General features: G+C 72.5%; 18 protein-coding genes and 1 tRNA gene. 8 read left to right on the top strand and 11 right to left on the bottom strand.

Features of this window, described 5'->3' with window-relative positions; genetic code table 11:
• Positions 1–14: 14 nt before the first annotated feature.
• The 3 genes from erpA to rplM all read right to left on the bottom strand — a co-directional run bounded on the left by erpA (position 15) and on the right by rplM (position 1,372).
• On the bottom strand, positions 15–392 hold the full coding sequence (gene erpA / locus H4F90_RS10020; RefSeq protein ID WP_182664110.1) for an iron-sulfur cluster insertion protein ErpA: 378 nt from the start codon (positions 390–392) through the stop codon (positions 15–17).
• 149 nt (positions 393–541) lie between these two features.
• The gene (rpsI, locus tag H4F90_RS10015; RefSeq protein ID WP_182664108.1) at positions 542–934 is read right to left on the bottom strand and encodes a 30S ribosomal protein S9; all 393 of its coding nucleotides are present in this window, start codon (positions 932–934) and stop codon (positions 542–544) included.
• Positions 935–943: 9 nt separating this feature from the next.
• On the bottom strand, positions 944–1,372 hold the full coding sequence (gene rplM / locus H4F90_RS10010) for a 50S ribosomal protein L13 (protein WP_182664106.1): 429 nt from the start codon (positions 1,370–1,372) through the stop codon (positions 944–946).
• A 254-nt stretch (positions 1,373–1,626) separates the two neighbouring features.
• On the opposite strand from rplM, the gene H4F90_RS10005 reads away from it, so the two are divergent.
• Positions 1,627–2,355, top strand: a complete 729-nt coding sequence (locus tag H4F90_RS10005) for a GNAT family N-acetyltransferase (RefSeq protein WP_182664104.1) — start codon at positions 1,627–1,629, stop codon at positions 2,353–2,355.
• Positions 2,356–2,394: 39 nt separating this feature from the next.
• Complete coding sequence (locus H4F90_RS10000; protein WP_182664102.1) at positions 2,395–3,444, top strand: serine/threonine protein kinase; 1,050 nt, start codon at positions 2,395–2,397, stop codon at positions 3,442–3,444.
• A gap of 42 nt (positions 3,445–3,486) precedes the next feature.
• Here H4F90_RS10000 and htpG read toward each other — a convergent pair whose 3' ends face one another.
• Positions 3,487–5,379 (bottom strand): molecular chaperone HtpG, encoded by a 1,893-nt coding sequence (htpG, locus tag H4F90_RS09995; RefSeq protein WP_182664099.1) that lies wholly within the window; start codon positions 5,377–5,379, stop codon positions 3,487–3,489.
• 197 nt (positions 5,380–5,576) lie between these two features.
• Between htpG and H4F90_RS09990 the strand changes: the two genes are divergently transcribed.
• Together H4F90_RS09990 and H4F90_RS09985 are read left to right on the top strand one after the other, a co-directional pair.
• Positions 5,577–7,058 (top strand): cation:proton antiporter, encoded by a 1,482-nt coding sequence (locus H4F90_RS09990; protein ID WP_182664097.1) that lies wholly within the window; start codon positions 5,577–5,579, stop codon positions 7,056–7,058.
• A 22-nt stretch (positions 7,059–7,080) separates the two neighbouring features.
• On the top strand, positions 7,081–8,196 hold the full coding sequence (locus H4F90_RS09985) for a YbdK family carboxylate-amine ligase (protein WP_182664094.1): 1,116 nt from the start codon (positions 7,081–7,083) through the stop codon (positions 8,194–8,196).
• 30 nt (positions 8,197–8,226) lie between these two features.
• Here the strand turns inward: H4F90_RS09985 and H4F90_RS09980 are convergent, their stop codons facing one another.
• The 4 genes from H4F90_RS09980 to H4F90_RS09965 are packed head-to-tail and all read right to left on the bottom strand — an operon-like array spanning position 8,227 to position 11,471.
• Positions 8,227–9,045: a 2-keto-4-pentenoate hydratase gene (locus tag H4F90_RS09980; protein ID WP_182664092.1), complete on the bottom strand. Its 819-nt coding sequence runs from the start codon at positions 9,043–9,045 to the stop codon at positions 8,227–8,229.
• Positions 9,042–10,082 carry a tRNA 2-thiocytidine(32) synthetase TtcA gene (gene ttcA / locus H4F90_RS09975; protein ID WP_182664090.1) on the bottom strand — a complete coding sequence of 347 codons (1,041 nt, stop codon included), beginning with the start codon at positions 10,080–10,082 and terminating at the stop codon, positions 9,042–9,044. The genes H4F90_RS09980 and ttcA overlap by 4 nt, the downstream gene beginning before the upstream one ends.
• Before the next feature lie 49 nt (positions 10,083–10,131).
• Positions 10,132–10,578: a dihydroneopterin aldolase gene (locus H4F90_RS09970; protein WP_182664088.1), complete on the bottom strand. Its 447-nt coding sequence runs from the start codon at positions 10,576–10,578 to the stop codon at positions 10,132–10,134.
• Positions 10,575–11,471, bottom strand: coding sequence for an SDR family oxidoreductase (locus H4F90_RS09965; protein ID WP_182664086.1), 897 nt, complete (start codon positions 11,469–11,471; stop codon positions 10,575–10,577). The genes H4F90_RS09970 and H4F90_RS09965 overlap by 4 nt, the downstream gene beginning before the upstream one ends.
• A gap of 53 nt (positions 11,472–11,524) precedes the next feature.
• Here H4F90_RS09965 and H4F90_RS09960 point away from each other — a divergent pair, with 53 nt between their 5' ends.
• The 4 genes from H4F90_RS09960 (at position 11,525) to mnmH (ending at position 14,345) form a co-directional block, all read left to right on the top strand.
• Positions 11,525–12,817, top strand: coding sequence for a class I SAM-dependent methyltransferase (locus tag H4F90_RS09960; protein WP_182664084.1), 1,293 nt, complete (start codon positions 11,525–11,527; stop codon positions 12,815–12,817).
• 22 nt (positions 12,818–12,839) lie between these two features.
• Complete coding sequence (locus H4F90_RS09955; protein WP_182664082.1) at positions 12,840–13,034, top strand: DUF2905 domain-containing protein; 195 nt, start codon at positions 12,840–12,842, stop codon at positions 13,032–13,034.
• Positions 13,035–13,129: 95 nt separating this feature from the next.
• A tRNA-Met gene (locus H4F90_RS09950) sits at positions 13,130–13,206 on the top strand.
• 83 nt (positions 13,207–13,289) lie between these two features.
• Positions 13,290–14,345: a tRNA 2-selenouridine(34) synthase MnmH gene (mnmH, locus tag H4F90_RS09945; RefSeq protein WP_182664080.1), complete on the top strand. Its 1,056-nt coding sequence runs from the start codon at positions 13,290–13,292 to the stop codon at positions 14,343–14,345.
• 9 nt (positions 14,346–14,354) lie between these two features.
• Here the strand turns inward: mnmH and phnE are convergent, their stop codons facing one another.
• Genes phnE through H4F90_RS09930 form a run of 3 tightly spaced genes read right to left on the bottom strand, consistent with a single transcriptional unit; the run spans position 14,355 to position 16,931 of the window.
• Complete coding sequence (gene phnE / locus H4F90_RS09940; protein WP_182664078.1) at positions 14,355–15,194, bottom strand: phosphonate ABC transporter, permease protein PhnE; 840 nt, start codon at positions 15,192–15,194, stop codon at positions 14,355–14,357.
• A gap of 20 nt (positions 15,195–15,214) precedes the next feature.
• The gene (locus tag H4F90_RS09935) at positions 15,215–16,069 is read right to left on the bottom strand and encodes a PhnE/PtxC family ABC transporter permease (RefSeq protein ID WP_182664076.1); all 855 of its coding nucleotides are present in this window, start codon (positions 16,067–16,069) and stop codon (positions 15,215–15,217) included.
• A gap of 25 nt (positions 16,070–16,094) precedes the next feature.
• A complete protein-coding gene (locus H4F90_RS09930) occupies positions 16,095–16,931 on the bottom strand; it encodes a phosphonate ABC transporter ATP-binding protein (RefSeq protein WP_182664074.1) in 837 nt (278 codons plus the stop codon).
• Positions 16,932–16,935: the final 4 nt, after the last annotated feature.

The following is a 16,935-nucleotide window of genomic DNA, read 5'->3' as shown; positions in this document are numbered from 1 at the left end:
CCGCTACTGCCGCTTCAGACCGAGAAAGACGAGCCGCAGCCGCAGGTGGTGGTCGCGTTCGGGTTCTTGATCACGAACTGCGCACCTTCCAGATCGTCCTTGTAGTCGATCTCGGCGCCGGCGAGGTACTGCAGGCTCATCGCGTCGATCAGCAGGGTCACGCCGTTCTTCTCCATCGAGGTGTCGTCCTCATTGACGATCTCGTCGAAGGTGAAGCCGTACTGGAAGCCCGAGCAGCCGCCGCCCTGCACGAAGACGCGCAGCTTCAGATCGGGGTTGCCTTCCTCGTCGACCAGCTGCTTGACCTTGTCGGCCGCGCTGTCGGTGAAGACGATCGGCGCCGGGGGGGCGCTGGGCAGGGTGCTGGGGCTGGTTTCGGCCAGGGCGCTCATGGGAATCCTCCTCGGGAAGCGGGGTTGCGGACCAGGCCGCGAAGGGCTGCATTGTCGCCCCAGAAACGGACAAGCCGCCCGGGGGCGGCTTGTCGTGGGGACGGGGATGAGGACTTGGCCGGGCCGGGTCCTCCACCCATCGGCCGGGATCAGCGCTTGCTGAACTGCTTGGCGCGGCGGGCGCCGTGCAGACCGACCTTCTTCCGCTCGACCTCGCGGGCGTCGCGGGTGACGAAGCCGGCGCGGCTGAGTTCGGGCTTCAGGGCCGCGTCGTAGTCGATCAGGGCACGGGTCAGGCCGTGGCGCACCGCGCCGGCCTGGCCGGACTCGCCGCCGCCATGGACGTTGACCTTGATGTCGAAGGCTTCGCCGTTGTTCGTCAGCAGCAGGGGCTGCTTGACGATCATGATCGAGGTCTGGCGGCCGAAGTACTGCTCGACCGGCTTGCCATTGACCGTGATCTGGCCGGTGCCCTTCTTGATGAAGACCCGCGCCACCGAGGACTTGCGACGGCCGGTGCCGTAATTCCAATTGCCGATCATCGCCGCTCCTTAGATCTCAAGCGTCTTGGGCTGCTGGGCGGTGTGCGGGTGCGTGGCACCGGCGTACACCTTCAGCTTCTTGACCATCGCGTAGCCGAGCGGACCCTTGGGCAGCATGCCCTTGACGGCCTTCTCGAGCGCGCGGCCCGGATGCTTGGCCTGCATGTCCTTGAACTTCGTGGCGTAGATGCCGCCGGGGAAGCCCGAATGACGGTAGTAGATCTTGTCGTCGGCCTTGCTGCCGGTCACCCGGAGCTTGTCGGCGTTGACGACGACGATGAAATCGCCGGTATCGACGTGAGGCGTGTAGATGGGCTTGTGCTTGCCACGCAGGCGGAGAGCGACTTCGCTGGCCACTCGTCCGAGCACCTTGTCGGTGGCATCGATCACAAACCACTCGTGCGTCACATCAGCCGGTTTGGCGCTGAAGGTCTTCATGACGAATCCAGGAGTGGAGAACTGGGCTGGGATCCGGCGCGGTCGGTGCCCCTTGTGGTGCCGCGAATGCAGCGGGGGCCTCTTAGGCGCCGCGCGCCCCTTGCTGCAAGGCTTGGGGCACGGCTTCCTGCAGCCGAAAAACAGGAAGCCCGCGAGTGTAGCCGAGAAACGCAGCGCCCAGAGAGCCGAGACAGGCCCCGACGCCCCGCCCCTCCTCGCAGCACGATTCCGGGTTTACCCTTAGTATCGTGCCCATGAACCTCGATCGATCGCCCCCGTCCGACCCCAGCGCCGCCGAGCCGACGCCGGCACGGGTCGTCCCGGCGCGCCGCGCCGAGGCGCTGCGCCGCTGGGTGCCGATCCGTTCCCTGGGCCCCAGCGACCGCGGGGCGATCGCCCAGCACCTGCTGGCTCTCGCGGAGCCCGATCGCTACCTGCGCTTCGGCCAGGCCCTGTCGGACGAGCAGGTCCTGCACTACGTCGAGGGCATCGACTTCTCGCGCGATGAGCTCTTCGGCATCGTCAACCGCCGGCTGCAGCTGATCGCCACCGCCCACCTGGCCTATGCCCCCGGAACCGAGCGGCAGGGCCGCACGACCATGGCCGAGTTCGGCGTGTCGGTGCTGCCGCAGGTTCGCGGCCGCGGCTACGGCGAGCGACTGTTCGACCATGCCGTGATGCACGCGCGCAACCGCGGCATCGCCACCCTCTACATCCACGCCCTCAGCGAGAACGGCGCGATGCTGCACATCGCCCGCAAGGCCGGCGCGACGCTGGAGCGCGAGGGCAGCGAGTCCGAAGCCTGGCTGCGCCTGCCGCCCGACACCCTGGCCACCCAGTTCGAGGAACTGATGGAAACGCACGCCGCCGAGTTCGACTACCGGCTCAAGCAGCAGGTCCAGCGGGTCGGCGACCTGATCGAGGTCGTCGGCGAGGTGCGCGAGCAGCTGCTGCGCCAGGGCGGGGGCAGCGCCCGCCAGTGAGGCCCGGGCTGCGCCCTGCGCGCATGCGACCATCGCCCGATGGCCGCTGACGCATCCCCCGACCCCGAGGCCCCCTATGCGGCGCTGACGCCGCACTGCATCCTGGACCGCCTGGAAGACCTCGGCCTGTTCGGCGACGGCCGCCTGCTGCAGCTCAACAGCTACGAGAACCGCGTGGTCCAGGCCGGGCTGGAGGATGGCGGCTTCGTCGTGCTGAAGTTCTACCGCCCGGGCCGCTGGACCGAGGCGCAGATCCTGGAAGAACACGCCTTCGCGGCCGAGTTGGCCGCGGCCGAGGTGCCGGTGATCGCGCCGCTGACCCTGCATCCGGTGGACGGCGCACGGCGGCGCGACGAAGCGCCCCCGCTCGAACACCTCGGCACGCCGCCCACCCTGGCGCGGCGCGGCAGCTTGCGCTGGGCCGTCAGCCCGCGCGCCGGCGGCCGCGCGCCGGAACTGGACGACCCCGAGGTCCTGCTGCGCATCGGCCACTGCCTGGGCCGCCTGCATGCCGTCGGCCGGCGCCAGCCCTTCCTGCACCGTCCGCGGCTGGACCTGGCGCGGCTGGGCGAGCAGGCCCGCGCGACCGTGCTGGCCAGCCCGCACCTGCCCCTGGACCTGGCCGGCCGCTGGCGCGACACGGTCGATGCGCTGCTCGACCGCGTGCGCGAACGCTTCGCCGCCCAGCCCGGCCTGCGCTGGCTGCGCACGCACGGCGACTGCCATCCCGGCAACCTGCTGTGGACGGAGGCCGGCGGCCCGCACTTCGTCGACCTCGACGACTGCGGCACCGCCCCGGCCGTGCAAGACCTGTGGATGCTGCTGCCCGGCGACGAAGCCGGCAGCCGCCAGGCCCTGGCCGCCCTGCTGGAAGGCTACGAGGCCTTCTGCGACTTCGACCCCGCCGAGCGGCGCCTGATCGAGCCGCTGCGCAGCCTGCGCCTGATCCATCACAGCGCCTGGCTGGCCCAGCGCTGGGCCGACCCGGCCTTCCCGGCCGCCTTCCCCTGGTTCGACAGCCCGAGCTACTGGGCGCAGCAGACGGTACAGCTGCAGGAACAGATCGAGCGGCTCGACGAAGGCCGCTGAGCGGCACGCGCCCGGCCCGGCGGCCGGCCGCGTACCGCCGCCTCAGGCGCTCAGCAGCGCATTGACCCGACGCACATAGGCCGCCGGGTCCTCGAGCTGGCCGCCCTCGGCCAGCCAAGCCTGGTCGAAGAGGATCTGGGCCAGGTCGCCGAAGCGGCCCCCGTCCTCGCGCAGGGTGTCGAGCTTCTTCAGCAGCGCATGCTCGGGATTGACCTCCAGCACCGGGCGGAAGGGCGGCGCGTCCTGGCCGGCCTGCTTGAGCAGGCGGGCCAGGTGGCCGCTCATGTCGCCCTCTTCGCTGACCAGGCAGGCCGGCGACTCGACCAGGCGGGTGGTCACGCGCACATCCTTGGCCCGCTCGGCCAGCGTGGCCTTGAGCTGCTCGACCAGCGGCCGGGCGGCCTCGGCCGCCGCCTCGGCCTGCTGCTTCTCGGCCTCGTCGGCGAGCTTGCCCAGATCCACCGCGCCCTTGGCCACGCTCTGCAGCGGCTTGCCGTCGAATTCATGCAGGTGGCTGAGCAGCCACTCGTCGACGCGGTCGGTCAGCAGCAGCACCTCGATGCCCTTCTTGCGGAAGACTTCGAGCTGCGGGCTGCCCTGGGCCGCCGCCAGGCTGTCGGCGGTCAGCACATAGATGGCGTCCTGGCCCTCCTTCATGCGGGCCACGTAGTCGGCCAGGGACACGCCTTCCTCCGCCTGGGTCGAGGCAAAGCGCAGCAGCTTGGCCAGGCGCTCCTGGTTGGCGTAGTCCTCGCCGAGGCCTTCCTTGAGCACCGCGCCGAAGTCCTTCCAGAAGGCAGCGTACTTGGCGCGCTCGGCCGGGTCCTCGCTGTGGGCCAGCGACTCCAGCATCGAGAGCACGCGCTTGGTCGAGCCCTCGCGGATGGCCTTCACGTCGCGGCTCTCCTGCAGCAGCTCGCGGCTCACGTTCAGCGGCAGGTCGGCCGAGTCGATCACGCCCTTGACGAAGCGCAGGTAGACCGGCATCAGCGCCTCGGCGTCGTCCATGATGAAGACACGCTTCACATAGAGCTTCACGCCGCCGCGCTTCTCGCGGTTCCACAGATCGAAGGGGGCCTTGGCCGGGATGTAGAGCAGCTGGGTGTACTCGCTGCGGCCCTCGACGCGGTTGTGCGTGTAGGCCAGCGGGGGCGTGCTGTCGTGGCTGATCTGTTCGTAGAAGGCGTGGTAATCGGCCTCGCCCAGCTCGGCCTTGGGCCGCGCCCACAGGGCGGCGGCCTTGTTGACGGTCTCCCATTCGTCGGTGACGGTCTGCGCACCCTTCTCGGCATCCCAGATCTCCTTGCGCATCTGGATGGGCAGGGAGATGTGGTCCGAATACTTGCCGACGATGGCCGCCAACTTCCAGCGCGAGAGGAACTCGCCCGCGTCCTCGCGCAGGTGCAGGATCACGTCGGTGCCGCGCTGCGCGCGCTCGATGGCCTCGACCTCGAAATCGCCCGTGCCCGCGCTGCTCCAGCGCACGCCCTGCGCGGCCGGCAGGCCGGCCCGGCGCGATTCCACGGTGATGCGGTCGGCCACGATGAAGCCCGAATAGAAGCCCACGCCGAACTGGCCGATCAGGCTGGCGTCCTTCTTCCGGTCGGCATCGAGCGCGGCCATGAACTCGCGGGTGCCGCTCTTGGCGATGGTGCCGAGGTGGGCAATGGCCTCCTCCTCGCTCAGGCCGATGCCGTTGTCGCTGATCGTGATCGTCCGGGCCTCGGCGTCGAAGGCGATGCGCAGGCGCAGCTCGCGGTCCTCGCCCCACTTGCTGTCGTCGGCCAGGGCCTCGAAGCGCAGCTTGTCGCAGGCGTCGGAGGCATTGGAGACCAGCTCGCGCAGGAAGATCTCCTTGTTGGAATAGAGGGCGTGGGTGACCAGGTGCAGCAGCTGCTGCACCTCGGCCTGGAAGGCATGGGTGTGCTTGCTCATGGGGAAGGGAAAAGGCTCTCGACAGATCTCGACCCCGGCCGGCCCGCGGGGCTGCCGGGTCGCGCCGCCCGGTCGGCGGCACGCGTGGCGGGCAGATGGGGCCGGGTGGCAGGCTTTCAAGGGCCGGGGAACCGGGCGGCCCGGCCGGGGCTCCACCTCCGGGCAAGCCGAGCCCAGAAGAACACGAGGAGATGCCCATGCCCCTGCCCGACCCCGCCCCGATCGCCGCGTCCGCCCCGCTGGATGCGGGCGAAGCCGCCGCCCTGCCCGGCGTCCTGCCGGCGCCGGAGGCCGCCACCGCATCGGAATCGGCACTCGGCAGCGCCGTGGCCGTGCCCGCCGAGGCCGCCCGCTGGACGCTGGACACCCTGCGCGACCTGGATCCGGTGCTCGGCCTGGCCGGCCTGGTCCTCGTCGCCGTGCTGGCGGGCGATGCGGTGCAGCGCCTGCTGAAGCTGCCGCGCCTGCTGGGCTGGATGGCCATCGGCCTGCTGGCCGGGCCGCCAGCCCTGCGCCTGCTGGCGCCGGCCGACCTGGACCCCTGGAAGCCCCTGATCGACCTGGCCATGGGCGTGCTGCTCTTCGAGCTGGGCAGCCGACTGCGGCCACGCTGGCTGGTCGACAACCCCGGCCTGGCGCTGCAGATCGGCGCCAGCAGCCTGGCCGCGGGCGGCCTGGTCGGCTTCAGCCTCGTCGCCCTGGGCGCGCCGGCCGGCGCGTCGGCCCTGGTGGCGGCGGTGGCCATGAGCAGCTCGCCGCTCGTCGCCATGGCCCTGCTGCATGCCAGCCAGCCACGCGGCCAGGTGACCGAGCGCCTGCTGATGGCCAGCGCCTGCAGCAGCGTGCTGGCCGTGCTGGCACTGCAGGCCCTGACCGTGCTGGTGCCGCCCCTGGTGGCGGGCGCGGATGCGGTGGCTGCCGAGACCGGCTGGCTGCACGCCCTGCTGCGGGCCGGCCTGGTGCTCTGCGGCAGCGTGCTGCTGGGGCTGGGCGCCGCCCTGGCCCTGGACGCACTGAGCCGCCCGGTGCGCGATCCGGGCACGCAGGCCGTGCTGCAGCTCGCGCTGCTGGTGGCGACGGCCCTGCTGGCCGGCGGCTGGGGCCTGTCGCCGATGCTGACCCTGCTGGTGCTGGGCATGGCTGCCCGCGCCCGCATGGGTCACCGGCTCAGCGTGGCGCCGCAGCTTGGCAGCGCCGGCACGGCCCTGGGCGTGCTGCTCTTCGTCTGCCTGGGCCTGCTGTCGACCCTGGAGGGCCTGGCCACGCTCTGGCCCTGGGTGCTTGCCATCGTGCTGGCCCGCGCGCTGGGCCTGGGGCTGGGCGTACTCGGCACGGCCCGCTTGAGCGGCCTGGGCTGGCGCCAGGCCGGCGCGCTGGCGATGGCGCTGCAGTCGATGACGCCCACCGCGCTGCTGATCGGCCTGGGCAGCTACGGCCACAGCCTGGGCCAGGAGGACGCCGAGCGCAGCCTCTGGCAGGCCCTGCTGATCGCAACCACGCTGCTGCAGCTGCTCGGCCCGGTGCTGGGCCGCTATGCCCTGGGGCAGCTGGCCGGCGAGATCTGCCCGCCGCCGCGCGCCACCGGCCTGCGCGGCGGCCCGCCGGCCAGCCCGGCCGTCGCCGGAATCCCTGCGGCCCCCGGGCCCCGGCCGGTCGAGCCCCCGCCGACCCGCGCCTGAACGCACCCACCCGGAGCCCCCGATGCCGCTGCAAGCCTTCACCCCCTCGGAACCGCTGACGCTGGGCGTCGAGCTGGAACTGCAGATCGTCGCGACCCATGACTTCGACCTGGTCGCCCAGGCCGACGACCTGCTGCGCGAGACCGCCCGCCACACCGGCGCCTGGGACATCAAGCCCGAGATCACCCGCTCGATGATCGAGATCGGCAGCTCGATCCAGACCCGCCACGCCAGCCTGCGCGACGAGCTGCGCGACCTGCGCGGCCAGATCAGCGCCGCCGCGCGCAAGCTCAACGTGGCCATCGCCGGCGGCGGCACCCACCCCTTCCAGCACTGGAGCCAGCAGCAGATCACCGCCAGCGAGCGCTACCGCTACCTCTCGGACCTCTACGGCTACCTGGCCCAGCAGTTCACCGTCTTCGGCCAGCATGTGCACCTGGGCTGCCGCGACGGCGACCAGGCCCTGTGGCTGCTGCATGCCCTGAGCCGCTACGTGCCGCACTTCATCGCGCTCTCGGCCAGCTCGCCCTTCGTGCAGGGCGTGGACACCGGCTTCGATTCCGCGCGGCTGAATTCCGTCTTTGCCTTCCCGCTCTCGGGCCGGGCGCCCTTCGTGCGCAGCTGGGACGAGTTCGGCAGCTACTTCGACAAGATGACCGCCACCGGCGTCGTCCAGTCCATGAAGGACTTCTACTGGGACCTGCGGCCCAAGCCCGAATTCGGCACCATCGAGCTGCGCGTCTGCGACACGCCGCTGACGGTCGACAAAGCCGCCGCCCTCGCCTGCTACCTGCAGTGCATCGGCCGCCAGCTGCTGGAGGAGCGGCCCTTCGAGCCAAGCGAGGACGACTACCTCGTCTACACCTTCAACCGTTTCCAGGCCTGCCGCTTCGGCCTGCGCGGCGAGTTCGTGGACCCCAGGACCAAGCAGCGCATGCGCCTGCGCGACGACATCCTGCGCACCCTCGTGCGGCTCGACGAGCATGCGCTCGACCTGCAGGCCCTGGAGGCCACCCAGCTGCTGCGCGACAGCCTCTTCGAAGGCAACGATGCCGACCGCCTGCGCGCCCTGCATGCCAGCGGCCAGCCGCTGCCGGCCGTGGTGGAAGCCGCGGCGCAGCGCTGGATGCAGGCCTGAGGCCGGGCCCGTGGCCGGCCCGCGGCGGACTCAGCCGGCCTCGGGCGCGAGCTTCAGGCCGACCCGGCCCAGCACCCCGAAATCCACCTCGACCCGGTCACCGGGCGCGATGGCCAGCGGCTTCATGCAGGTGCCGGTGCTCACCAGGCTGCGCCGGGCCAGGCCCAGGCCCAGGGCCGAGAGTTCATTGGCCAGCCAGGTCAGGGCCAGGCAGGGGTCGTCCAGCACGTTGGCGCCCAGGCCCTCGCGGTCCAGCACGTCGGTCTCGGTGCCGTCGAGCCTGCGGAAGACCTGGCCGCGCACGCGGTGGGCGGCCAGGTCCAGGCTGCGCCAATCGACGCCGCTGGCATCGCCCAGGGCATAGCGGCCGGCGCAGGCGTTGTCGGCCAGGAGCTGGGCCTCGCCGACCACGGTGAAATCGGCAAAGCGCGAATCGGGCAGCTCGATCGAGGGATGCACGCTGGCCACGGCGGCCCGCACCTCGTCGACCGTGTAGGCCGCGGCGCGGGGCGGCAGGGCCTGACCGATGTGGAAGGTGAACTCGGGCTCGGCCACGCGCATGCGGTTGCCGGCCAGGGGGAAGGTGTCGCCATCGCGGCCGACCTGGCCGCCGAGCAGGCGACCGGCCAGCGGGCCGCCGACGTGGATGTGGCGCTGCCCCTCCACGCTGGTCGCAGCGATCTTCCAGCCCAGCGGCACGCGGCCAGCCACCTCGGGCAGCAGGGCCTGCGCCTCGTAGCCCTCGGCCCGGCTGGCGGGGCGCTGGCCGGGGGGCAGGTGGTCCAGCACAGTGCCGGCCTGCCAGTGGGCCCAGACGCTGCGGGCGGCGGCGCGGGGGTCGAAGCTCATGCGCCGAGCCCGTCGGCGGGGTCGGTCGCGGCCGCCGTCCAGGCCTGGGCGGCCCCCTCGGGCTTGGGCGTGCGGCCGAGCCCGTGCAACCGCACTGGGGCCGGCTCGCCCGTCGCGGCGGGGCTGGCACAGCCCTCCTCGTCCTCGTCGAAGGCCTTGTCGCCGGCGGCATCGGGCAGGCCGGTGGCCTGCAGGGTGGTGAAGGGGTAGAGCGCGCGGTCCTGCAGGTGCGAGGGCACGATGTTGCCGAGCGCGCGGGCCATGTTCTCCAGCCGGCCGGGGTGCTCGCGCTCCCAGGCCTTGAGCATGTGGCCGACCTGCTTGCGCTGCAGGTTCTCCTGGCTGCCGCACAGGGTGCAGGGGATGATGGGGAAATCGCGGTGCCGGGCCCAGGCGATCAGGTCATGCTCAGGCACATAGGCCAGCGGGCGGATCACCACATGCCGGCCGTCGTCGCTGACCAGCTTGGGCGGCATGCCCTTGAGCTTGGCGCCGAAGAACATGTTGAGGAAGAAGGTCGCCAGCATGTCGTCGCGGTGGTGGCCCAGCGCGATCTTGGTGGCGCCCAGCTCGTCGGCTACGCGGTAGAGGATGCCGCGGCGCAGCCGCGAGCACAGGCTGCACAGGGTCTTGCCCTCGGGCACCAGGCGCTTGACGATGCTGTAGGTGTCCTGCTCCTCGATGTGGAAGTCCACGCCGCGCGATTTGAGGTAGGCCGGCAGCACATCCTCCGGGAAGCCGGGCTGCTTCTGGTCGAGGTTGACGGCGACCAGGCTGAAATCCACCGGGGCGCGCTTTTGCAGGTTGATCAGGATGTCGAGCAGGGCATAGCTGTCCTTGCCGCCCGAGACGCAGACCATGACCTTGTCGCCGGCCTCGATCATGTTGAAGTCGCCGATGGCCTGGCCGACCAGGCGGTGCAGGCGCTTGCTGAGCTTGTTGGCCTCGAAGTTCAGCTTGCGGCCCTCGGCCGTGCGCAGCACGGCTTCGGCGGCGGCGGCCGTGTCCTCGGGGGACAGGGAAAGTTCGGCGCTCATCGGCGGTCCTGGGTCGAACGGGAAGACGGGGGCTGCGGGAGGCCGGGCCTCAGGCCGCATCCTTGAACAGCATGATCTCGACGCCGACGGCGCGGCTGTCGGCGTAGACATCGGGCTTGGCGGTGGACAGAGCCACCGCCCGCACCTGCGGATGGGCCAGCAGGCGGCGGGCGAGGTCGTCGCAGAGCGTCTCCTGCAGGCCGATGCGGCCCGCGGCGAGGCGCTCGGCGATCACCGCGCGGATGAAATCGTAGTCGACCACCTCGTCGAGGCGATCGGCCTGCGGCGTGCTGGCGGCCAGCGGCACGAAGAGATCGACATGGAAGACCAGGCGCTGCGGCGCATGCTGCTCGAAGTCGTGGATGCCGATCTCGACCGCGCGCACATGCTCGCAGAGGAAGAGCCGGCGGCAGCCGGCCAGGCGTGGATCGCGCGCCCAGCCGGCCACGGCCGCGTTGCCGGGGTGGATGGGCGGCGGGGAGGAGACGGCGCTCATGCGTCCACCTCGTCGCCCATGGGCGTGGCGGGCGGGTGGGGATCGGCCTCGCCACGCACCAGGAAGATCACGTCGCGCGGCTGCGCGCTCAGGTGCTGGCCGCCGTCGACCAGCAGGGTGGTGCCGGTCACGGCGCGGGCGCGCACCAGGTAGACCACGGCCTCAGCAATGTCCTCGGCGGCCGAGGAGCGGCCCAGCGGCGTCATGCGGTGGGCCTGCTCGAACTCGCCCAGGGTCATGGGGCCCGAGGGCAGGGTGACACCCGGCGCCACGCCGACCACGCGCAGCTCCGGCGCCAGGGCCTGGGCCAGCACCGTGGTGGCGGCCTCCAGCGCGGCCTTGCTGAGGGTGTAGCTGAGGTGGTCGGGGTTGGGGTTCCAGAGCTTCTGGTCCAGCAGGTGGACCATGCAGCCGCGCGGCGGCGGCGCGGCCGGCTCGGTCGAGCGCAGCCGCTCGGCGCGCTGGCGCAGGTGGGCGTGCAGGCCGCGCGCCAGCACGATGGCCGCGCCGGTGTTGACGCGGGCATGGCCTTCCAGCTCGGCGTAGCCGAAGGTCGCCACCGTGTCGTGGCGGAAGCGCGAAGCGTTGTGCACGACCACGTCGATGCGGCCCAGGCGGTCGATCACCCGCGGCAGCAGGGCCACGGTGGCGGCCTCGTCATGCAGCTCGGCAATGAAGGCCTCGGCGCGCACGCCGAGCGCGCGCAGCTCGGCCAGCGCCTCCTCGGCGGCGGCCGGGTCAGGGCCGCGGTGGTGCAGCGCGATGTCGTGGCCGGCGCGGGCCAGGGCGAGCGCGATGCTGCGTCCCAGGCGGCGGGCGCCGCCGGTGATCAGCGCGACCGGGCGCTCGGCGGCCAGCTGCTGGGTGTGGAGGGTGGCGGCGAAGGGATGCATGGTCGACGGCAGGACGGCACGGGCGGGGCCGGCGGCCCGCCGACAATGCCGCCATGCAGACCCCGCCCCGAACGCCCGGCAGTGTACGGAGCCCCTCCGCGCCAGCCGCCGACCCCTCGGCAAACCCCCGCGGCACGGCCCGTGCCGACGCGCCGCCGCCGCCCAGCCCGGCCAGCCAGGCCCTGGCCCGGCAGATCGCCGAGGCCGTGCAGGCGGCCGGCGGCTGGATGGGCTTCGAGGACTACATGGCCCGTGCGCTCTACACCCCCGGCCTGGGCTACTACAGCCGCGGCGATCGCCAGTTCGGCACGCTCGCCACCGACGGGAGCGACTTCGTCACCGCGCCCGAGCTGAGCCCGCACTTCGGCCGCGCCCTGGCCGCCCAGGTGGCCGAGGCCCTGGCCGCCACCGGGGTCGACGAGGTCTGGGAATTCGGCGCAGGCTCCGGCGCCCTGGCCGCCGAGCTGCTGAACGGTCTGGCGGCCCTGGGTGCGGCGCCACGCCGCTACACCATCGTCGACCTGTCCGGCACGCTGCGGGCCAAGCAGCAGGCCACCCTGCAGGCGCGCGCCCCGGCCCTGGCGGACCGCGTGGTCTGGGCCGACGCGCTGCCGGCAGCGATGCAGGGCGTGGTGGTGGGCAACGAGCTGCTCGATGCCCTGCCGGTCGCCCTGCTGCACTGGGACGGCGCGCAGTGGCTGGAGCGTGGCGTGGCCCTGGCCGCCAAGTCCCGGCCGGCCGAACCGGGCGCGTCCGCGGCCGCTTCACCGGCCGCGGACGCGACGCCGGGCTTCGTCTGGGCCGACCGCCCGACCACGCTGCGCCCGCCGCTCGACCCCGGCTTTCCGCCCGGCGCCACCGTCGAGCTGGCCCGCCAGGCCACGGCCTGGCTCGCCAGCCTGGGCGAGCGCCTGCAGCGCGGTGCGGCCTTCCTGATCGACTACGGCTTCCCCGAAGCCGAGTTCTTCCACCCCCAGCGCCACGCCGGCACGCTGATGTGCCACCGGGCCCACCGCGCCGACCCGGACCCGCTCGACGCCCCGGGCGACAAGGACATCACCGCGCACGTGGACTTCACCGCCGTGGCCGTGGCCGCGCAGGACGCCGGCTTCGAGGTGCTGGGCTACACCAGCCAGGCGCGCTTCCTGATCAACTGCGGCCTGCTCGACCTGCTGCCGCAGGGCGCCGACCTGCCCGCTCTGGCCGCCCGCGCCGCCGCGGCCCGGCTGGTCAACGAACACGAGATGGGCGAGCTGTTCAAGGTCATCGGCCTGGTCAAGGCTCCGCCGGGGCCGGTGTTCGACGCGCGCGGCTTCCGCGCCGGCGACCGCAGCCACCGGCTGTGAAGCCGGCCCGAAAGGTGCGCCCATGCTGCGCTGGCTGATCGTCACCGTGCTGGCCCTGCTGCTCTTCCAGGGCCTGCAGCCCTGGCTGCGCAAGCTGGGCCTGGGCCGCCTGCCCGGCGACCTGCACTGGCGCTGGAAGGGCAAGGTCTGGAGCCTGCCGCTGGCCAGTTGTGCGCTGCTGAGCCTGATCGCCATGGGCCTGGGCAAACTGCTCTGAGCCGCCGGGCACACGCCAGTCCCTGTGGCGCCCCACCCACGCCGAGCCCGGGCCTTGCGCACCCGGCTGAAGATCTGGCTAGAATGCGCGGCTTTGGCGCTTTAGCTCAGTCGGTTAGAGCGACGGAATCATAATCCGCAGGTCCGGGGTTCGAGTCCCTGAAGCGCCACCAGATCGATCCCAAGCCCCTGGCCGGTTTCACCGCCCAGGGGCTTGTGCTTTGGGGCGACGCACGCTCCTCCACCGCCCATCGCCATGGCCTCCAAGCCGCTGATCCCCCTGCACGAACGCGCCGGCTTCGACACCCTGATCGACGCGCGCTCGCCCTCGGAATTCGCCCTCGACCACCTGCCGGGCGCGATCAACTGCCCGGTGCTCGACGATGCCGAGCGGGCGCGGGTCGGCACGCTCTATGTGCAGGCGTCGGCCTTCGAGGCCCGCAAGGTGGGCGCGGCACTGGTCGCGCGGCGCCTTGCCGGATGGGTCGACGCGCTCTGGTCGCAACAGGGCAAGGACTGGCGGCCGCTGGTCTATTGCTGGCGCGGCGGCATGCGCAGCGGCAGCGCGGTGACGGTGATGCGCATGATCGGCTGGGACGCCGGCCAGCTCCAGGGCGGCTACAAGGCCTGGCGCGCGCATGTCATCCGCGTGCTCGCCGAGCAGGTGCCGCGGCTGCGCCTGCAGCTGCTCTCGGGCCCCACGGGCAGCGGCAAGACGCGGCTGCTCGGTGCGCTGGCGGCGCAGGGCGCGCAGGTGATCGACCTGGAGGGCCTGGCCGGCCACCGCGGTTCGGTGCTGGGCGGCCTGCCCGACCAGGACCAGCCCAGCCAGAAAGCCTTCGAGACGCGGCTGGCCGACGCCGTCGAGCGCCTGGATCCGGCCCGGCCGGTCTTTGCCGAAGCCGAGAGCCGGCGCATCGGCCGCATCGCCCTGCCCGATGCGGTGCTGGAGGCGCTGCGGGCGGCGCCGGTCACCGAGCTGCGCGTCGACCTCGCGCAGCGCCGCACGCTGCTGCTGCAGGACTACGCCTGGCTGATCGCCGACGCGCCGCAATTGCAGGCGCGGCTGGCCCAGCTGCAGGGCCTGCTGCCCAATGCCCTGCTCGCGCGCTGGCAGCAGCTGGCCGCCGAAGGTCCGGCCGCCGAACTGGCCGAAGAGCTGCTGGCCCTGCACTACGACCCGCTCTACGCGCAGTCGCAGAGACGCCATCTGCGCGGCCTGCCCGCCGCTGCCGAGCTGGCCCTGGACCCCTGCAAGCCGCAGGACCTCGCCGAAGCCGCCGCCACACTGCGCCGCCGCTGCGGCGACTGAACGGCCGGCTCAGCCGGCCATGCGCCGTCGAAGCAGATGGCTGAGGGCGTCGACCAGACCGACCATCAGCAGCATGGCGCCGATCAGGGTGGCCGTCTTGCCCATCTGGAACAGGCCCATGTGGAAGGCCAGCAGCTGGCCCAGGCCACCGGCCCCGACCACGCCCAGCACGGCCGCCGCGCGGATGTTGTTCTCCCAGCGGTAAAGCGTGTAGCTCATGAGCTGAGGCAGCACCTGGGGCAGGGTGGCATAGAGGAAGACGCGCAGCGTGCCCACGCCCTGGGCGCGCAGGGCATCGCCGGGGCCGGAAGGCGCGTTCTCGATCGCCTCGGCGAACAGCCGGCCCAGCACGCCGCTGGTGTGGAAGGCCAGGGCCAGGGTGCCGGCGAAGGGGCCCAGGCCGGCCGAGATCAGCAGCAGCGCGGCCCAGACCAGCTCCGGTATGGCGCGCAGCGCATTCAGCAGCCAGCGGGTGGGGCGCCGCGCCCAGGCCGCATCACCACCGTGCAGGCGGCTGCCCGGCAGGGCCAGCAGCAGGCCGGCCGCGGCCGCCAGCAAGGTGCCCAGGGCCGACATGGCCAGGGTCTCCCAGGCACCGAGCGCCACCTTCTTCAGGAAGGCCGGCGAGGTGTCGGGCGGAAAGAACTCCCCGAGGAAACGCCCCATGCTGGCCGCCGCCTCGCGCGAAAAGAAGGCCCCCCACTGCAGGTCCAGGCTGAGGAAGCTGGCCAGCACCAGCAGCAGCAGGGCCAGGCTGAACCAGCAGGCGCGGCAGCGGGCGTTGAAAAGCCGCGGCGGCAGTTTGTCGGGCGGATGGGCGGCCGCGGGCTGGGGCGGATGCAGGCTCATGCGGGTTGCTTCACAACTTCTCAGCCGAGGCTGCGCCGCAGGCCGGCACTGACGCGGTCGGCCCCGGCCACCAGCAGCACGAAGACGATCAGCAGGGTCAGCACCTCGCCGCCCTTGAACATCTTCATGGAGTTGTCGAGCTGCTGGCCCAAGCCGCCCGCGCCGACGAAGCCGAGGATGACCGAGGAGCGGATCGCGCACTCCCAGCGGTAGACGGTGTAGCTGCTCAGCTCGGCCGCGTTCTGCGGCAGCAGGCCGTAGAAGAAGGCCTGCAGGCGCCCGCTGCCATTGCGCAGCAGGCTCTGGGTGGCATGGGCTTCGCCGCTTTCCAGGATCTCGCCATAGACCTTGCCGAGCATGCCGCCGTAGGTGAGCGCGATCGCCAGCACGCCGGCCGTGGGCCCCAGGCCCGCCACCCGCACGAAGACCAGGGCCCAGACCAGCTCGGGCACGGAACGCAGCACGATCAGCAGCCAGCGCGCGGCCTGTCGCAGCAGGGCCGGCCCCCGTGCCATGCGACCGGGAAGCGCCGAGATCGACAGCACCCGGGTGGACAGCAGGGTGAGGGGCAGGGCCAGCGCCAGGGCCAGGGTGACGCCGACGGTGGCGATGGCGACGGTGCGCCAGGTCTCGCGCAGCACCAGGGCCAGGAACTCGCCCCCAGTGGCCGGCGGCACGAAGCTGCGCAGGAAGGCCAGGGTGGGCTTGAGGTTGTCGGGCTCGACCAGGATCCAGGGCTTGAACTCGGTGGCCACCAGCATCGGCCCCAGCACCAAGGCCAGCAGCAGCAGGCCCGTGACGCGGCCGCGCCAGGCCGGGTCGCGGCGCGGCGGAGCTGGCCGGCGGGCCGCGGCGGGCAGGGACGTCAGGCTCATGCCTTGAGCTTCAGGCGCGGCGGCTTCAGCGGCAATGCATCACCACCGGCTGCGGCGCGAGCGGCGCGGGCTCGGGCAGGCCGGCCGGCGCGCTGCCGCGCAGCTCATGCTCATGCTGGGCATAGAGGCGCGCCAGGCAGGCGGCATCGACCTGGGCGGCCGGCAGGTCGAAGGCCAGCCGGCCCTCGCGCAGGCCGACGATGCGAGGGAAATGGGCCAGGGCCACATCGACCTGGTGCAGGGTCGCGACCAGGGTGACGCCCCGTGTGCGGGCGGTGCCGGTGAGCGTGGCCATGGCCTGGAGGGCACGGGTCGGGTCCAGGGCCGAGAGCGGCTCGTCGATCAGCCACAGGCTGGCCGGGGCCAACAGGGCGCGGGCCAGGCCGACGCGCTGGCGCTCGCCGCCGGACAGGCGGTCGACCCGCTCGAAGAGCTTGTCGCCGAGGTCGAAGCATTCCAGCGCCGCGTGTGCGCCGGGAATGTCGTCGGGATAGAACAGCGCGCGCAGGCTGCGCAGCAGGCTCAGGGCCGGCAGGCGGGCGGCCAGCACCGAGGTGACGACCCGCTGCCGCGGCGGCAGCGGCGGCACCTGCGGCGCCAGGAAGAGCCGGCCGCGCAGCGCCTGCCGCGCGGCCTGGCCCAGCGCCCAGGGGTCCTGCCCGCCCAGGCGAAGCCGGCCGGCGGCAGGCTGCATCGCGCAGGCCAGCACCTGGAGCAGGCTGGTCTTGCCCGCCCCCGAGGGGCCGATCACCGCCAGCTGCTCGCCCGCCTCCACCTTCAGGTCCAGGCCGCGCAGGGCCGCCGGGCTGCCCGGCTGGGCGGCAGGATGACGGGCCACCAGCCCGTCGAGGTCAAGCTGCATCGGG

This window comes from Aquariibacter albus (genome assembly GCF_014145335.1).
GTDB lineage: Bacteria > Pseudomonadota > Gammaproteobacteria > Burkholderiales > Burkholderiaceae_C > Aquariibacter > Aquariibacter albus.
The sequence above is the reverse complement of the archived record's forward strand: the minus strand, read 5'-3'. Positions and strand labels throughout refer to the sequence as shown.

What these genes read in the sequence shown, in the direction of transcription:
- erpA (WP_182664110.1), bottom strand. Translation starts at nt 392, where the DNA reads ATGAGCGCCCTGGCCGAAACCAGCCCCAGCACCCTGCCCAGCGCCCCC.
- rpsI (WP_182664108.1), bottom strand. Translation starts at nt 934, where the DNA reads ATGATCGGCAATTGGAATTACGGCACCGGCCGTCGCAAGTCCTCGGTG.
- rplM (WP_182664106.1), bottom strand. Translation starts at nt 1,372, where the DNA reads ATGAAGACCTTCAGCGCCAAACCGGCTGATGTGACGCACGAGTGGTTT.
- H4F90_RS10005 (WP_182664104.1), top strand. Translation starts at nt 1,627, where the DNA reads ATGAACCTCGATCGATCGCCCCCGTCCGACCCCAGCGCCGCCGAGCCG.
- H4F90_RS10000 (WP_182664102.1), top strand. Translation starts at nt 2,395, where the DNA reads ATGGCCGCTGACGCATCCCCCGACCCCGAGGCCCCCTATGCGGCGCTG.
- htpG (WP_182664099.1), bottom strand. Translation starts at nt 5,379, where the DNA reads ATGAGCAAGCACACCCATGCCTTCCAGGCCGAGGTGCAGCAGCTGCTG.
- H4F90_RS09990 (WP_182664097.1), top strand. Translation starts at nt 5,577, where the DNA reads ATGCCCCTGCCCGACCCCGCCCCGATCGCCGCGTCCGCCCCGCTGGAT.
- H4F90_RS09985 (WP_182664094.1), top strand. Translation starts at nt 7,081, where the DNA reads ATGCCGCTGCAAGCCTTCACCCCCTCGGAACCGCTGACGCTGGGCGTC.
- H4F90_RS09980 (WP_182664092.1), bottom strand. Translation starts at nt 9,045, where the DNA reads ATGAGCTTCGACCCCCGCGCCGCCGCCCGCAGCGTCTGGGCCCACTGG.
- ttcA (WP_182664090.1), bottom strand. Translation starts at nt 10,082, where the DNA reads ATGAGCGCCGAACTTTCCCTGTCCCCCGAGGACACGGCCGCCGCCGCC.
- H4F90_RS09970 (WP_182664088.1), bottom strand. Translation starts at nt 10,578, where the DNA reads ATGAGCGCCGTCTCCTCCCCGCCGCCCATCCACCCCGGCAACGCGGCC.
- H4F90_RS09965 (WP_182664086.1), bottom strand. Translation starts at nt 11,471, where the DNA reads ATGCATCCCTTCGCCGCCACCCTCCACACCCAGCAGCTGGCCGCCGAG.
- H4F90_RS09960 (WP_182664084.1), top strand. Translation starts at nt 11,525, where the DNA reads ATGCAGACCCCGCCCCGAACGCCCGGCAGTGTACGGAGCCCCTCCGCG.
- H4F90_RS09955 (WP_182664082.1), top strand. Translation starts at nt 12,840, where the DNA reads ATGCTGCGCTGGCTGATCGTCACCGTGCTGGCCCTGCTGCTCTTCCAG.
- mnmH (WP_182664080.1), top strand. Translation starts at nt 13,290, where the DNA reads ATGGCCTCCAAGCCGCTGATCCCCCTGCACGAACGCGCCGGCTTCGAC.
- phnE (WP_182664078.1), bottom strand. Translation starts at nt 15,194, where the DNA reads ATGAGCCTGCATCCGCCCCAGCCCGCGGCCGCCCATCCGCCCGACAAA.
- H4F90_RS09935 (WP_182664076.1), bottom strand. Translation starts at nt 16,069, where the DNA reads ATGAGCCTGACGTCCCTGCCCGCCGCGGCCCGCCGGCCAGCTCCGCCG.
- H4F90_RS09930 (WP_182664074.1), bottom strand. Translation starts at nt 16,931, where the DNA reads ATGCAGCTTGACCTCGACGGGCTGGTGGCCCGTCATCCTGCCGCCCAG.